The sequence below is a fragment of the Streptomyces sp. PsTaAH-124 genome (assembly GCF_000373685.1).
Classification (GTDB): Bacteria; Actinomycetota; Actinomycetes; order Streptomycetales; family Streptomycetaceae; genus Streptomyces; species Streptomyces andamanensis.
In genome coordinates this window covers 1-16,024 of record NZ_KB892162.1, presented here as the reverse complement: position 1 = coordinate 16,024, position 16,024 = coordinate 1, and the positions used below count along the sequence as shown (strand labels likewise).

Sequence of the window (16,024 nt, the reverse complement as noted above, 5' to 3'; positions counted from 1 at the left end):
ATGCGCGCTCTGGCCTTCAGCGGATACGGCGATCCCGCCCGCGTCCTGCGCATGGCGGAACTTCCCCGCCCCGAACCCGGCCCGCGCCACCTGAGGATCAGGCTCGCCGCACGCCCGGTCAATCCCTCGGACCTGCTGTTCGTGCGGGGGGCCTACGGCCGGGAGGCATGTTTCACCCCGCACCAGGGCGACGGCGCCGGAAGCAGCGGCTGGGCCGTCGCGGGCTTCGAGGGCGCGGGCACCGTGCAGGCACTGGGCGAGGGGACAGGAGGACCGGCCCCCGGGACCCGGGTGGCCGTCTCGGCCACGGGGACCTGGCAGGAAGAGGTATGTGTGCCGGAAAGCGACGTGTTCCCCCTCCCGGACGGCGTTCCCCTGGACGTCGGCTGCCAGCTGACGGTGAACCCGTACACCGCTGTTCTGCTGCTTCGCGAAACCGCCCTGGAACGGGGTGACACGCTGCTCTTGACCGCGGGCGCCTCCGCGGTGAGCCGCATGACCGTCCACCTGGCCCGCGCCCGCGGCATCCGCTGCCTGCCCGTGGTCCGGCGCACGAAGCAGGCCCGCGCGCTGGCGCACCTGGGCGCGGAGCCCGTACTGGCCACCTCGACCCGCACGCTGACCGGGACGGCGCTCGCCGTCGCGGGTCAGCGCCGGGTGGACGCCGTCCTCGACGCGGTGGGAGGCGCCATGGGCACCGCCGCACTGCGCTGCCTCCGCCCCGGCGGGCAGTTCCTCTCCTACGGCATGCTCTCCGGCAGCCCGATCCGTGTGTCCCCCGACGAACTGGTCTTCCGCCAGGTGACCCTGCGCGGCTTCTGGCTTCCCGAGGGCATGAAGCGCCTGGACGGCCAGGAGTCGCGGCGGCTCACCGGGGAGGTCGAGGCGGCCGTGGCGCATGGCCTGCCCGGACTGGAGGTCGCGGAACACCATGACCTCGCCGACTTCCGTGCCGCGCTGTGCCGCACTCGGCGCCCGGGGCGCACCGGGAGAGTCGTACTCACGGGGTGACCGGCTCGCTCCTCCTTCCCCCCTCCCCCCCGCATTTCATCCGCCGCACGAGAAGGGACCGACCATGCCCTCCACCGAACTCGCACCGCACGGGTGTGCCCCCGCGCGGGACGACACAGGCGCGGGCTACCCGCGTGACGCCCTCCTCCCGGAACTCTTCACCGAGCAGGTACGCAAGACACCGGACAGCGTCGCCCTGGTCCGGGGGAACGACCGGTGGACCTTCCGTGAACTGCACGAGCGCACACGCCGTGCCACCGCGTGCCTGCGCGCCCGCGGGGTGCGGCGCGGTGACGTCGTCGCCGTGCTGCTGGAACCCTCCGCGCCGTGGGTGACCGCCGTGCTCGCCGTTCTCGCAGCGGGCGCCGTCTACCTGCCCATCGATCCCCGCACCCCGCGCAACCGCCTCGCCACCCTGGTCGAGGACGCGTCACCGAAGTGCCTCGTGACCGCACCGGAGACCGAGGTCCCCCCGCCGGTGCCGCCCGTGGCCCGGGTCACCACCCGCGACCTGGACCGCGCGCAGGCGCCCCGGTCCGGCGTGTCCCGGCCCGCCGGAACAGCGGCGACCGATGCCGCGTACCTGATCTACACGTCCGGCTCGACCGGTGTCCCCAAGGGTGTGCTGTGCTCCCACCGGGGACTGGTCCGCTTCGTCACCGCGGACCATCCGGCGGTGCCTCGGCCCGGTGACCGCCTGCTGGCCACGGCCAGCCCGGCGTTCGACGTCTCGTGCTACGAAGTGTTCTGCACCCTGCTCAACGGAGCATGCCTCGTACTGCCGGAGCCGGGCGACCTGCTCGACACCGAGGCACTGGCACAGAGCCTGCGGGACCACCGCATCACCACCCTGTGGCTCAGCGCGGGACTCTTCCACGTGCACGCGCAGACGGCACCGCATCTCTTCTCCGGTCTGCGCTGCCTGATGGTCGGCGGTGACACGGTCAGCCCCGGCACGGTCCGCGCCGTGCTGGCCCACGGCGCCCCGGACACCCTGGTCAACGGCTACGGACCGACCGAGAACGGTGTCATCAGCACCTCGTACGTGGTGCGTGAGCTGCCCGAGGACGCCGAACTGGTGCCCATCGGCACCGAAGTGCCCGCCACCACCGCCCATGTGGTGCGCCCGGACGGCGGCCTCGCCGCACCGGGCCAGGAGGGAGAGCTGTGGCTCGGCGGAGACGGCGTGGCGCTCGGCTACCTCAACGATCCGCGACGCACCGCGGAGCGCTTCGTCGCCGACCGCTTCGGCGGTGACGCGCGGGCCCGGCTCTACCGCACGGGCGACATCGTCCGCCGACGGGCCGACGGGGTACTGGAGTTCCACGGCCGCAAGGACAGGCAGGTGAAGCTGCGGGGCTTCAGGGTGGAACTCGGAGAGGTCGAGGCGGTGCTGTCCGCCCATCCCGACGTCCGGGAGGCCGCCGTCGGCGTACTGGGCGAAGGGCCGGGACAACACCTCGGCGCGGTCGTGGTCGGCGCCCCCGGGGCGGAGTCCACCGCACTCGTCCGGCGCCTGTCCGAGCACGCCCGGGACCGTCTGCCGGACCACATGGTGCCCAGCAGGATCGTATGTGTCCCGCATCTGCCGCTGACGGTCAGCGGAAAGGCGGACCGCGGCCGTCTGCTGGCGCGGCTCGCCCGGCCGGAAGCCCGCAGCCCGGCCCGAGACCCCGAGGAGGACGCGGACGAGGCGGCCGCGCCCCATGTCCCGCCGTGCGCCCGGCCGCGTACCGCGCAGGGGAGCGACCGCCCTCCGCCGCCCGCTCGACCCGGGCCCCCGCCCGCCGCGCCGTGAGCCGCAGCCTCCGCCCCCACGACAACGACACCCCAGCGCACCGACAGAAGGGAAACACATGTCCTCCCGCACCCACGTCGACGCCAAGTCCCTGGCCGACCAGGTCCGGCAGTCCGTCGCCGCCACGGAACCCGGCAGTCCGCTCACCCGCACGCCCGTGACCGGCCCCGGCACCGTCGAACCGCTGCGGCGCCTGGTCCAGATCGAGTACCAGTCGCACGCGGTCGAACTCGTCGCGTACGGAACCCTGCTGAGCCGGTTCCCCCATGATCCCGCCGCCGAACTCTGGCTGAGGCTGGGCCGCGTCGTCCGCGAGGCGACCCCCAAGCTGCTGCACGTCGGCCGGTCGCTGCACATGGACGAGGCGGATCTGGCGGACTGGTCGACGGAACTCGGCGCCTACTCCTTCCACGGCGCGGTCTCCTGGGTCGCGTCGTCCGGAAGCCAGGCGGCGGCCGCCCTGGCGGCCCACACCGACATGCAGGTCTACTACGCCGGTGCCACCGCCGTCGCCCGACGCCTGCGTGACACCGACGCGGAAGCCCCGCAGGAGTTCATCGACTACTACGACGACCCGGGCGACGACGCGCTGAACAAACTCGCCCTGGCGGTCACCCAGGACGGTCTCGACCGCGGCGACGACCCGAGCGGGGCCCTGTTCCACGCCCGCCGCGTCGCGGACTCGCTGCTGGCGGCCTGGCGGGTCGCGTCCGCCGAGGCGGCCACGGGACGGCGCACACCCGGGAAGGAGAACCGGTGAGCCCCGTCGCCGGTCCGGGGTACGAGGTGGTGCCGGGCGGCCACGCCGACACCTTCCGTGACCACGTGGTCCGTGCCTACCAGGACGCGCCCGGTGACTGGCAGAAGGTCCTCGGGGAGCAACTGCACTTCCAGTGGGGCGTCTTCGGCCACCCCGACTCGCCCCGTCCGGTGTCCCTCGACGAGGCCGGCCTCAGGCATCTGCGGTGCCAGCTCGCGGTGGCCGGCGCCTTCGGGCTCCGGCACCCAGCCCCGCGGCGCATCCTGGACGTGGGATGCGGCTGGGGCGCCACGCTGCGACACCTGGCGGCCGACTTCCCCGACTGCCCCCGGCTGGACGGCATCAACATCAGTACCGAACAACTCGCTTACTGCGCCGGGCAGTCGGACGGAACCGACCGGATCCGCCTCTATCTGTGCGACGCCGCCGACATCGCCGGACTGCCCGACGGTGCACGGCCCTACGATCTGGTGCTGGCCCGGGGAGCCATCACCCACTTCCCCCCTCAGGTGTACGAGAGCGCCGCCGAGGCACTGGCCCGGCGCATGCGGCCCGGGGGACTGCTCGTCGTCTCCGAGACGCTCTACAGCGAGGAAGTCCTCGCTGCCGAGCAGCAGTTGCCCCTGAACGAGGATCATCTCGCCCTGGGCCACCGCAAGTCACTGAAATATGTCACCGAGGTCCTGCGGGACAACGGATTCCGGGTCCTGGACGAGCGCCCGCTTCCGTCACCGGAGGACGCCGCCCGCTGGGTGCTGGAACTGAAGAGCAACATCGACACGCACTTCCCGCACGGAGCGAGCCCGCCCCTCGAAGCGATCAGGGCCATGGCCGCGGAACTCGCCACCGCCCTGCTCCAGCGCCGGGCGTCGGTGCACAGCATCGTCGCCGAACGGCGGGAGGCGTAGCCCCCAACCCGCGCGTCACCCCCGCCCGCGTCCGCGTCCGCGTCTCCTCCGCCCCGGCGACACCCCCGTGACGGAGGAGACCGGGCAGGCGACACGCGGCACACCCGAACTCCCGTACCGAGGAGCAGTCGTCATGACCACCCAGGACACACCCACTCCCGACTCCGTGCCCCGGCACGCGCGCAGCTGGAACCAGGCGTCCGTCGCCTACCCCCGGGACGCCACCATCCCCGCCCTGTTCACGGAACAGGCCGACGCCCGCCCCGAGGCACCGGCGGTGGAATGGGCCGACGGGGCCTGGACGTACGGGGAACTGGCCGCGCGGGTCCGGCGCGGCGCCGCCGGACTGCGGGCCCGCGGAGTCCGCGCCGGGGACGTGGTGGCGGTACTGATGCCCCGGTCCCCGGAGGCCGTGGCCACCCTTCTGGCCGTCCTGCACGCGGGCGGGGTGTACCTCCCCCTCGACCCGGACCAGCCCGCCGAGCGCACGCACCGGATCCTGCGGGACGCCCGCGCACACCTGGCCGTCCACCGCACGGACGACACCGTGGAGACGCCCGAACGGACGACGGCCGTCGCCGGAGACGAACTGTTCGCCGGATCCGCCGACGCCGACCCGCGGTGGTGGCAGGAACGCGACGCCGGTGAGGCGGCCTACATCATCTACACGTCCGGATCGACCGGCGCCCCCAAAGGCGTCATGTGTCCCCACCGCGGTCAGACCAGGATGGCCCGCGGACCCGGCGACCTGCGCGTCCTGGACGACGACCGGGTACTCGCAACCACCGACCTGACGTTCGACGTCTCGTGCTTCGAGGTCTTCTCCACCCTCGCGAACGGCGCCTGCCTGATCCTCGCGCAGGACGGGGACCTGCTGGACCCGAAGACCCTGGAGAACGTACTGCGCGACCGGCACGTCAGCGTGATGTGGCTCAGCGCGGGCCTCTTCCACCAGCACGCCCACATCGCGCCGCAGATGTTCTCCCGACTGCGCTGCCTCATCGCGGGCGGTGACGTGCTCAGCCCCCGCGCGGTGCGTTCCGTGCTGGAGAAGGGCCGGCCCCGCACCCTGCTCAACGGCTACGGCCCCACCGAGAACTCCTCCCTGTCCACCGTGCACCGGGTGCACGACCTGCCGGCTCGGGCCGAGAACGTACCGATCGGCGTGCCGGTCCCCGGATCGACCGCCTATGTGGTGCGCGAGGACGGCCAGATCGCGGCACCGGGCGAGACGGGCGAGCTGTGGGTCGGCGGGGACGGCGTCGCCCTGGGATACCTCAATGACCCGCGGCGGACCGCCGAACACTTCGTGCCGGACCACTGGAGCCCCGGCCCCGTGGGCGGACGGCTGTACCGCACCGGTGACCTGGCGCGCTGGCGCGAGGACGGAGCGCTCGAATTCCTCGGGCGGCGCGACCGGCAGGTGAAGATCCGCGGCTACCGCGTGGAACTGGACGAGGTCGAGTCGGTGCTGTCCGCGCACCCGAGCGTGCAGCAGACCGCCGTCGACGTGGTGGGCGAGGGCGCGGGGGAGCGGCTGGTCGCCGCTGTCGTGGCGCCCTCCGGAGAACAGCGCGACACCCTCGTACGCCGACTGCACGAGCACCTGCGTGACCGGCTGCCCACCTACATGGTCCCGACGCGCCTCACCGTGGTGGACACGCTGCCCCTCACGTCCAGCGGCAAGGTCGACCGCCGCTCGCTGGCCTCACTGACCTCACCCGCGCCGGCCGACGAGGACGACGCACCCCGCGGCGAGACCGAGCGGATCCTCGCCGGAGTGTGGCGCGACGTGCTGGGGCTCGACGCGGTCGGGCGCGACGCCCGCTTCTTCGGCCTGGGCGGCACCTCCCTGCGCGCCACCCAGATCACCGCCGCGGTCCGCGAACGGCTCAAGGCCGGAGCCGGGTCCGGACGCGCCATGATCCGCAGTCTGGTCGCCGACCCGACCCTGAGCGAATTCGCTATGACCGTGGAGGGACTCCTCGCCGGACGCGAGGAACCGGAGCGCGCCGAGACCGACTTCACGGCCGAGAGCCACCTCGCCCCGGAACTCCGCTACCGCGCACCCCGGTCGGGCGACCCCCGGGCGCCCCGCCAGGTCCTGCTGACCGGCGCCACCGGATTCCTGGGGGTCTACCTCACCGACCGGCTGATCCGCGGCGGCGTGGACCGGGTGCACTGCCTGATCCGGGCAGACGGTCCCGCCCAGGCCACCGGACGGCTCGCCGCCAGGATGCGACGCTACGGAGTGGATCCCGAACCGCTGCTCGACCATGTCGTGCCCGTGCCCGGCGAACTGGCCGAGCCGCACTTCGGACTGGCTGACCCCGCATGGGACCGCCTGGCCCGCGACACCGACCTGATCGTGCACTGCGGCTCCCGGGTGAACTTCGCCTACCCCTACCGCGCGCTGGCCCCGGTCAACGTCGGCGGCACCCGCACCGTACTGGAACTGGCGGACCGGCACACCACCAAACCGGTCCACTACATCTCCACGATCGCGGTGATCGCCGGATTCGGCACCGCCGGTGTCGGCCACGTCGACGAGGACACACCTCTCGACCACGCGGACCGGCTGTCCCTGGGATACCCCGAGACCAAGTGGGTCGCCGAACGCCTCGTCGCCGAGGCCGGCCGGCGCGGACTGCCCGTGGCCGTCCACCGCCCCTACGAGGTGACCGGCACCGTGGACCGCGGCATCTGGAACACGGACACCATGATGTGCGCCCTGTTCCGCACCATCGCGGAGACGGGACTCGCCCCCGACATGTGCCTGCCGCTCGACTTCGTGCCCGTGGACCACACGGCGGACGCGATCACCCACATCATCACCCACCAGGAACCCGACGGCCGGGTCTACCACCTCACCAACCCCCGCGACGCCCGGCTGCCGCTGCTCGTGGAACGCCTGATCGCCATGGGGTACGAGATCCGGACCGTCTCCTACGACGCGTGGACGGAGATGCTCGCCGACCTGACGGCCCGGCTGCCCGACCACCCCATGGCCCCGTACGTGGCGATGTTCGCCGAACCCGCCCACGACAGCGAGGTCTCCGTCAAGCAGATGTACACCGACGGCGTCTTCCCCTCCTTCGGCCGCCGCAACGCGGAGGCGGCGCTCGCCGACAGCGCACTGGTCTGCCCGCCCGTCGACGCCCGACTCCTCGACACCTATCTGCGCGAGTTCCGGCGCACGGGATTCCTGGCGCCGCCCGACGCCCTGCGATGACCGCGCTCCGCCGCCGCCCCCGCCCGCGCTCGCCCCGACTCCCAGCGAGGCCCCCTCATGACCCGCCACGCCGACATCCGCACGTCACCGAAACTGTCCGGCATCTCCTACAGTCTGCGCGGACCGCTGGCCGCGCAGGCCGAACGCATGCGAGCGGCCGGCAAGGACGTCCTCGCGCTGAACCTCGGGGACCCGGCGGCGTACGGACTGCCCCCCGACCCCGAGGTGGTCCGCGCCGTACGCGACAACCTGGACCGCGCATGCGGATACAGCGCCGCGCAGGGACTTCCGGCCGCGCGGGAAGCGGTGGCCCGCCACTACCGGGCCAAAGGACTCGGTACGGTCCGCCCGCGCGATGTCTATCTGGGGAACGGCGTGTCGGAGCTCGCGGCACTGTCCCTGCACGCGTTGCTGGGCCCGGGTGACGAGATCCTGGTCCCGGCACCGGACTACCCCATGTGGACGGCCTCCGCCGTCCTGGCCGGCGGCTCGCCCGTGCACTACCGGTGCGACGAGGCGTCGGCGTGGTTCCCGGACCCGGCGGACATCGCACGCAGGACGACCGACCGCACACGTGCCCTGCTCGTCATCAACCCCAACAACCCCACCGGCGCCGTCTGGCCCCCCGAGATCCTCGACGCCATCGCCGAAGTGGCCCGCTGCCACGGCCTGGTGCTGCTGGCGGACGAGATCTACGCCGACTTCCTGTACGACGGCACCCCGCACACTCCGCTCGCGACCCGGGCCCCGGACGTCCCCTGCCTGACGTTCGGCGGCCTCTCCAAGCGAGGCCGCATCCCCGGATACCGCGTGGGGTGGCTGGTCCTGACCGGCTGCCCCGCCCGCGACAACGCCCTGACCTCCGCACTGGACACGCTCGTGTCCCTGCGGCTGTGCCCCGGCGTTCCCGCCCAGCACGCGGTGGAAGCCGCGCTGCGCGCCGACGACACCACCGCCCTGACCGCCCCCGGAGGCGAACTGCGCCGACGACGGGACCACTTGTGCCGTCTGCTCGACGACCTCCCCGGCGTGCGGACCGTCAAGCCGCACGGGGCCTTCTACGCGTTCCCGGGGATCGACCGCGGACGGTACCGGCTGGGGGACGACGCGTCCCTGGCCGACGAACTGCTGTGCGAGGTAGGGCTGTTGGTTGTTCCGGGCTCCGGTCTCGGCCCGGTGCCGTCCGGCCACTTGCGGGTCGTCACCCTCCCGCCGACCGAGATCCTCACCGAGGCGGTGACGAGGCTGACACGGTTCCTCGACCGACGTACAAGGGCGCCGGCCGGGTGCGGGTGAGCGGCGGGGTGCCGCCACCCCGCGCGGCTACGGAGAACGAAGCCGCCGCCTTCGTCGGCGCGTGGAACGCGGTGACCCGCCCGGCAAGCCCGACTACGCGACGACCGCGGTCGGTGTCTCGCACTGCGGTGCCGGGTGCACGCCTGGCTGATCCACTCCGGGATCAGAGAAGCCATGTGACGTCGGAGCTCCTCCCTCCTCCGAGTCCGGCCCACCCGCGGTGCGGCCCTCTTGACATGTTTTGCATAATGCAAACGTGAGGAAGGGGAAGTGATGCGGCCCACCCAGGCAGCCATGCAGGACAGACGACCGGCCCACGAGACGGGACAGCGCCCCGCGGCGCCGGGCGGACCTGCGGTCGGCATGCGAGCGGCGCCCTGGATCCCGATGGCACTCGCGGTGATCGTGGGGGCGGGGGCCGGAGCGGGCTCCCTCGTCTTCCGGTGGTGCATCCAGACCTTCACCCGGCTGCTCACCGGCCACGGCGACTACGCGGCGGCTCCCGGCACGGCGAACCCTCACCTGCCCTGGCTCGGCCCGTACTTCGTGCTGCTCACCCCGGTGATCGGTGGACTGCTGTACGGACCGCTGGTGAACCGGTTCGCCAAGGAGGCGCGCGGGCACGGAGTGCCCGAGGTGATGCTGGCGGTCGCCCAGCGCGGCGGGCGGATCAGCCCGAAGGTAGCGGTGGTCAAGACGCTCGCCTCGGCCCTGACCATCGGTTCCGGCGGCTCGGTGGGCCGGGAGGGCCCGATCGTGCAGATCGGCTCCGCGCTCGGCTCCACCCTCGGCCGCCTCCTCAAGGTGACCGAGGGCCGGATGCGACTCCTCGTCGCGTGCGGCGCCGCCGGCGGCATCGCCGCCACCTTCAACGCACCGCTCGCCGGCGTCTTCTTCGCCATGGAACTGATCCTGCGCACCTTCACCGCGGAGGCGTTCGGCGCGACCGTACTGGCCAGCGTCACCGCGAGCGTCATCGGCCGGGCCGCCTTCGGCGACAGCGCCTTCCTCAGCCTCCCGGACTTCCACGTCGACCACCTCGCGCAGTACGGCCTCTTCGCCCTGCTCGGCATCGCCGCCGCGATCGTCGGTGTGGGCTTCGCCCGCTTCCTCTACCTGGTCGAAGACGCCTGCGACTGGCTCTGGCGCGGCCCGGAGTGGCTGCGCCCGGCGGCCGGAGGACTGCTGCTGGGCCTCGTGCTGCTGGCCCTGCCGCAAATGTACGGCGTCGGCTACCCGGTGCTCCAGAAGGCGACCGAGGGCGGTTACGCCGTAGGCTTCCTACTCCTGCTGATGCTGGGCAAGATGCTCGCGACCAGCCTCACGATCGGCATCGGCGGCTCGGGCGGGGTCTTCGCGCCCAGCCTCTTCATCGGCGCGATGCTCGGCTCCGCCTACGGGATCACCGTCCACCACCTCCTGCCCGGCACCGCGGGCGCGGTGGGCGCGTACGCCCTGGTCGGCATGGGAGCCGTGTTCGCGGGCTCGGCCAGGGCGCCGATCACCGCCGTGGTCATCCTCTTCGAACTGACCGGCGAGTACTCGATCATCCTGCCGCTGATGCTGGCGATCGTGCTGGCCACCGCCGTCAGCCACCTCCTGTCCCACGGCACGGTCTACACCCTCAAACTGCACCGCCGCGGCATCGATCTCGAAGGGCCCGCGCGCGGGGCGCGGCTCGGCGGCCAGCGGGTCGGCGCCGTGATGGGCCCCCTGCCCGCACCGCTGCCCGCCTCCACTCCGCTGGCCGAGGCGGCCGACCTGCTGAGCCGCTCCGGCCACGGCGCCCTCCCCGTCTTCGACAGCGCCGGGAACTACGTCGGCGTCGTCACCGCGCAAGCGGTCGCCGAAGCACTCGCGGAACAACCCGAGGGAGCGCCCGCCGAGGTCGGACAGCTCACCGAACCACCCGCGCCGGTCACCGCCGACGAACCCCTCGCCCACGCCCTGCACACCCTGCTCTCGGCGGCGGGAACAGGACTGCCGGTCCTGGATCCCGCACGCGCCGTACCCGTCGGCTGGCTCAGCCACCAGAGCGCCCTGCGAGCCGTGCACACAGCCGCCTGAAACCCACCGCACCACCCATTTTGCACTGTGCAAAATGGGGTAGGCGTGAAGTGTACGGAACCGTCTCACAAGGAGGTCTGATGCACTCCGAGCATGTCCAGCGTGCAGACTCCTTCACGTGCCTCGACTGCGGGCACGGCTGGGAGGGCGTGTACGACATCGACGTCACGGTGGACGAACACGCCCGGATCAGCGCCGCCCACCGTCTGGAGGAAAGGCGGGTGCCCTCGCCGCTGCAGTCGCCCTGCTGCCCGAAGTGCGAAAGCCACAAGATACGCATCATGCGGCCCGGACGTGTCGCCGCGGCACGCCTGCGCGAGAGGTGAGAGCAAGCGGCAGCAAGGCACACATCAGGGCATGGACCGGCCTCTCGGATCTCCCGGTGCCGGCGGTGCCGCGGCGGGCGGTCACCCAGGGGCGGCGGCCGGGGCGGTGGTACTGGGCCGGGTTCGCGCCGCAGGTCCCAGGCGCCCGCACCCGCCCGGGGGCGGTGGCAGCCGACAAGGCATGCTCGTCTAGGCCGTGTTCTAGAACTCGCTGACCTGCCTGGTTGGCCGTCCGGGGAAGTCACGGACGGCCAACCACATGGTGAGGTCGCGGGCGATGTCGTTGATGCTGCTCGCCGTGGTGACGTCGTTCTCGTTGCGGGTGGTGTCGCGGCGGACGATCTCGTAGCCGCCTTCATCGAGGACGGTCACGGAGGCGAACCAGGCGGGGTTGTCCTCGTCGGGCTGGACGACGACGAAGGTGTTGTCGGAGTCGTTGAGGTCGCTGATCATCATGAACAGCGCGTCCTCGGAGGGGTCGTCGATGCGGTCGCCGTTCTCGCTGTCGGCGCCGTAGTACTGAGCCCCCATCGTGGCCTTCCCCTCACCTTTTCACCTGGTCGCGGTCAGCATGGCATGAGAAGCCGACAGCTGAGGCCGGTCACAGCCGTTCGCCGATCGCGGCGATGAGGACGGTGGCTTCGAATCGGACGGCGAGCCTGTCGAACCGGGTGGCGACCGCGCGGTTGCGCTTGAGCCGGTAGATCCCGCACTCGACCAGGTGCCGGGCCTTGTAGTCCTCGCGATCGAAGGCCGGAGGCCGGAGGCCGGCCGTCGGCCTTCCCCCGCCGCTTGCGGTGGGCGGCCTGACCGGTTCGGCGAGTACTCCACGCACGAACTCGGCATCCAGCCCGAAGCGTACGACCCCAAGCCGGACGTCGACTTCACCCCGCTGCGTGAGCAGGATCTGCCCACCGCCGGCTTGGGCCGGGCCGCCTGATCTCAGTTGGGCGCCGTGTCGGCGAGTACAGGCTCTGCGGCAGACCCTGCGGAGCTGCGGGGTGTCTGGGCGCGGTAGGAGTGGCCGAGTTCCGGGCCGAGTCCGAAGTAGTGGCGGAAGTTGTAGATGAGGGGGCTCCAGGCGGCGGGATCGATGTGGTCGGTGCCCGGAACGACGATGCGGGAGTCGGCATGCACCTTGCACACGACGGCCTCGACGATGACGAAATCCCCGGAGGCATCCGGTTGCACCCGCTTGGCGCGGGCCTCCAGCTGGATCGGGCATCCGGCGACGCGAGGCGGCCGGACCAGGTGGGACGGTTCGCTGGTCATGCCGGCTGCGGCGAACTTGTCCGGCTCGAAGCGGCAGCCCTCGGGCTTGGTCGTGGGCACTGGATTCCGGCCGGTCAGTGGCGCCAGCCGCTCCACCGCCGGCCACTGGGCAGGGGCTGGCAGGCTGATCACCAGATCGGGGCGGCTGCCGAGGTTGTACGCGGTCTGCCCCTCACGGCCCAGTCCGATCACAACCGTCCGCCCGAGGGCCCATGCGGATGATATCGGGGCGAGGTTGAACGAGCCGTCCTGATTCTCCGTCGACAGGAGTACCACGGGCGTCCCGAAGTACAGGATGCTCGGCTCGATCTCCAGGTAGGTGGCGACTGTCTGTGCGGGCAGGATGCTGGGAGGTGCCGTGTTCATGGTGAGCAGCCTAGGGTCCGGTTGTTTCGGCCGGGACCGAAGTGTCACCGGGGACAACGGACCGCATGGACATGCGGCGCCGATGTCACCGCCGACGGCGATGATCGGTGCCTTCGTCCTCGCGACGGCTGTCTGGACGAGCGTCTTGAAGCCGCTGCTGGCTTCGTGCACCCGACGACGGCAGCGGCGGCTGCCAGGTACACGACGTACGCGCCCGCGGGCGCCCGTCCGGCGGGGCCGGTCCTGCTGGAAACGGGCCTCGGCGAACGGTGACCGGGCCGGGCACAGGCTGCCCGGCCCGTGCCGCGCCAGGGGCCTGCCGGCGTACCGCGCGAAGCCGTGAGGCGCCCCGGACGGGTGGAGGCGCCTTCGTGCGACGTGCTCCTCAGCAGGTCACGGTGCGTTGGTAGGTGCCCCAGTCCCAGTAGTAGACGAAGTACTGGCCGTTGCGCAGCTTGGTGCAGGAGCTGTCGTAGTCGTGCTTGATGATGACCTTCACCTTCATCGTCTTGCCGCACTTGTTCGAAACGTGGACCCACTTCACCTTCGGGCCCGTGATCCGTCCGATGCAGCTGGGCGCTGTGCCGCCCTTCAGCATGACCGTGGACTCCTGCGTAGGCTGGGCAGTCGCCGCGGGTGCGCTCAGGAGCGCGGCGGCTGAGATCACCCCGATCGCTCCGAGCGAGCTGGCAGCCCGGCGGATGTGCCGTGCGGATAAGGACCGCTGCGTACTGGTGGATGCCAAGATGCTGATCCCTTCTCTTGCGCCGGGTCTCTGCCGCACCATCGCTCATGGCCCTGCGCCGTGCGGGGCGGCATCTCCTGCCCACCGTTCCCGACGCTTCCGAAAGTACGGACTTGTCTCCCGAGTCACATCCCGCAGCTGTATGACCCTTTGTTCCCCCCGGTGCATCAGTCGGGTAAACCGCGGCGGTACCCGGCGCCGCACGGTCCGTCGGGCGCGGTATCCGAGGCGCGAGGCACGTTGTTCCTGCGCCGGTACGCTCGCCGGCCTCTCGGGCTGGAGTGGGCGACGGCGGAAGGAGCGGCGTGATGACCGCGCCCGAGGAAGGGCGGCGTGCAGGACGCTGTGCAGCGGCACGCGCCCACCAGGGCCTTCGCGGAGGGTGTCATCTCGGCTGTGCTGTCCGACCCGGGGGTGCAGGAGGCGCGGCAGCGGGTGGAGGCGGCGGAGACAGGGCTAGTGCTGTGACCAGATAGTTTCGCCGGGTTGGTGGTCGGAGCGGTGGGATGCGCGGTGACGTCCGTTCCGACTGCTGGGGGTGTGGTGGCTGAGCCTGTGCGGGTGCGCAGACTGACCGACCAGGAGGGGCAGAAGCTGCAGCAGATCGTGCGTCGGAGCAGTACCAACTCGGTGCGCTACCGGCGGGCGATGACGCTGCTGGCGTCCGTCGGCGGGAACCGGGTGCCAGCGATCGCCCAGCTGGTCCAGGCCGACGAGGACACGGTGCGGGATGTGATCCACCAGTTCAACGAGATCGGCCTGGCCGCCTGGACCCTCGGTGGGCGGGAGGCCGTCCCCGCCTACTCAGCGATGACGACGAGGATTTCGTCATCCAGACGGCCCCCACACGCCCCACCAAGCTCGGCCGGCCCTTCACCCGCTGGTCGATCCGCAAACCCGCCGCCCATCTGCGCCGCGTGCACAGCCGCGCCATCCGTAGCGGCCGTGAGGCCTTACGGTGTCTGCTGCTGCGCCGCGGCGTCACCTTCCGGCGCACCAAGTCGTGGAAGGCGTCGCCCGACCCCGAACGCAGTACCAAGCTCGACCGCATCGAACAGGTGCTGGACCGCTTCCCGGACCGGGCCTTCGCCTTCGACGAGTTCGGGCCCCTGGGGATCCGGCCCGCCCCGGGCTCGTGCTGGGCCGAGCAGAGCAAGCCCAACCGGTTGCCGGCGACCTACCGCCGCACCCACGGTGTCACCTACTTCCACGGCTGCCACTCCGTCGGCGACGACCGACTGTGGACATCAACCGCCGCCGCAAGGGCACCGCCAACAGCCTGGCCGCACTGAAATCGATCCGCGCCGCCCGGCCCGACGGTGCCCACCTCTGCATCATCTTGGACAACCTCTCCGCCCATACCGGAGTGCACATCCGCGGCTGGGCGAAGAAGAACAAGGTTGAGCTCTGCTTCACTCCGACCTGCGCCTCCTCGGCCAACCCGATCGAGGCGCACTTCGGCCCGCTGCGGCAGTTCACCCTGGCCGACTTCCACCACCGCAGCCACCTCGCGCAGACCCGGGCCCTGCACCGCTACCTGCGCTGGCGCAACGCCAACGTCCGTCACCCCGACGTGCACGTCGCCCAGCGCAAAGAACGCGCTCGCACCCGCAGCGAGAAAGGCATCCGCTGGGGCGGACAGGCCAGGGAAACCGCAGCCTGATACTGGAGCCGGCCGACGCCGATAGCGGACGGTCAGGGCTCAGACTCGCAGGCAGACCGGTACTCGTCCAGGAGATGGAAGAACGCCATCAGTGGGTCTTCTCCATCGGCATGCCGCTCGATGGCATCAGCCCAGCCACAAGACATCGACCAGCCTCGACGAGCGCGCAGCCACTCGGCGAACGGACCACCGGGCGACAGGGTGAAATGCTCGTCGCCCCCGTGAACGGACAGAGCCGTGGCATAGCCGATCAAGATGTTCTGCAAGTCCCGCAGACACCCCTGGCGAACCCACATGGAGGGACGCAGCCGGATCTGGTCCAGGACGTCCTGGACGTCCCCGCACTGGTGGATAGGTCGCGGACTTTGCCTCTAGTCAACTGACACAGACCAGACTCTACGATCAAACCCGGTGAACCTTCCCGGTCATGGTACTAGGCACCCCTGACGTCGGATTGATGCGCATCGGCTTGGCAGCTTTGCTACTGGACGGCATCCGTGCCATCACCGAGTACGTCTATGGTGATCACCCGGTGGCATTCGATGACGAGGGTCTACGGGCGCTGCTGCGCTCTCACTTC

General features: G+C 71.4%; 14 protein-coding genes and 1 pseudogene. 10 read left to right on the top strand and 5 right to left on the bottom strand.

Features of this window, described 5'->3' with window-relative positions:
• From B086_RS0108480 to B086_RS0108445, 8 genes are all read left to right on the top strand, one after another.
• Positions 1–1,011, top strand: coding sequence for a zinc-dependent alcohol dehydrogenase family protein (locus tag B086_RS0108480; protein ID WP_018565980.1), 1,011 nt, complete (start codon positions 1–3; stop codon positions 1,009–1,011).
• A gap of 64 nt (positions 1,012–1,075) precedes the next feature.
• Positions 1,076–2,809, top strand: coding sequence for an amino acid adenylation domain-containing protein (locus B086_RS39550; protein WP_051115790.1), 1,734 nt, complete (start codon positions 1,076–1,078; stop codon positions 2,807–2,809).
• 58 nt (positions 2,810–2,867) lie between these two features.
• Positions 2,868–3,569: a hypothetical protein gene (locus B086_RS0108470; protein ID WP_018565979.1), complete on the top strand. Its 702-nt coding sequence runs from the start codon at positions 2,868–2,870 to the stop codon at positions 3,567–3,569.
• Positions 3,566–4,477 carry an SAM-dependent methyltransferase gene (locus B086_RS0108465; protein ID WP_018565978.1) on the top strand — a complete coding sequence of 304 codons (912 nt, stop codon included), beginning with the start codon at positions 3,566–3,568 and terminating at the stop codon, positions 4,475–4,477. The genes B086_RS0108470 and B086_RS0108465 overlap by 4 nt, the downstream gene beginning before the upstream one ends.
• 133 nt (positions 4,478–4,610) lie before the next feature.
• Complete coding sequence (locus tag B086_RS0108460; RefSeq protein WP_018565977.1) at positions 4,611–7,709, top strand: amino acid adenylation domain-containing protein; 3,099 nt, start codon at positions 4,611–4,613, stop codon at positions 7,707–7,709.
• 57 nt (positions 7,710–7,766) lie between these two features.
• Positions 7,767–9,005, top strand: a complete 1,239-nt coding sequence (locus B086_RS0108455) for an aminotransferase class I/II-fold pyridoxal phosphate-dependent enzyme (protein ID WP_018565976.1) — start codon at positions 7,767–7,769, stop codon at positions 9,003–9,005.
• Positions 9,006–9,392: 387 nt separating this feature from the next.
• On the top strand, positions 9,393–11,072 hold the full coding sequence (locus tag B086_RS0108450; protein ID WP_018565975.1) for a chloride channel protein: 1,680 nt from the start codon (positions 9,393–9,395) through the stop codon (positions 11,070–11,072).
• An 80-nt stretch (positions 11,073–11,152) separates the two neighbouring features.
• Positions 11,153–11,398 (top strand): hypothetical protein, encoded by a 246-nt coding sequence (locus B086_RS0108445; protein WP_018565974.1) that lies wholly within the window; start codon positions 11,153–11,155, stop codon positions 11,396–11,398.
• 201 nt (positions 11,399–11,599) lie between these two features.
• Here the strand turns inward: B086_RS0108445 and B086_RS0108440 are convergent, their stop codons facing one another.
• The 4 genes from B086_RS0108440 to B086_RS0108425 form a co-directional block, all read right to left on the bottom strand.
• Entirely contained in the window at positions 11,600–11,929 is a 330-nt protein-coding gene (locus B086_RS0108440; protein WP_018565973.1) for a hypothetical protein, read from the bottom strand.
• A gap of 70 nt (positions 11,930–11,999) precedes the next feature.
• Positions 12,000–12,233, bottom strand: a complete 234-nt coding sequence (locus tag B086_RS39545; RefSeq protein WP_420712545.1) for a hypothetical protein — start codon at positions 12,231–12,233, stop codon at positions 12,000–12,002.
• Between the two features lie 107 nt (positions 12,234–12,340).
• Positions 12,341–13,036 carry a flavin reductase family protein gene (locus B086_RS0108430; RefSeq protein ID WP_018565972.1) on the bottom strand — a complete coding sequence of 232 codons (696 nt, stop codon included), beginning with the start codon at positions 13,034–13,036 and terminating at the stop codon, positions 12,341–12,343.
• Between the two features lie 385 nt (positions 13,037–13,421).
• Positions 13,422–13,634: a hypothetical protein gene (locus tag B086_RS0108425; RefSeq protein WP_018565971.1), complete on the bottom strand. Its 213-nt coding sequence runs from the start codon at positions 13,632–13,634 to the stop codon at positions 13,422–13,424.
• Between the two features lie 480 nt (positions 13,635–14,114).
• On the opposite strand from B086_RS0108425, the gene B086_RS45885 reads away from it, so the two are divergent.
• Together B086_RS45885 and B086_RS39540 are read left to right on the top strand one after the other, a co-directional pair.
• Positions 14,115–14,249, top strand: coding sequence for a hypothetical protein (locus tag B086_RS45885; protein ID WP_018565970.1), 135 nt, complete (start codon positions 14,115–14,117; stop codon positions 14,247–14,249).
• A gap of 75 nt (positions 14,250–14,324) precedes the next feature.
• Positions 14,325–15,444 (top strand): annotated as a pseudogene (locus B086_RS39540) (IS630 family transposase).
• 32 nt (positions 15,445–15,476) lie between these two features.
• Here the strand turns inward: B086_RS39540 and B086_RS0108410 are convergent.
• Positions 15,477–15,710, bottom strand: coding sequence for a hypothetical protein (locus B086_RS0108410; protein WP_199790727.1), 234 nt, complete (start codon positions 15,708–15,710; stop codon positions 15,477–15,479).
• Positions 15,711–16,024: the final 314 nt, after the last annotated feature.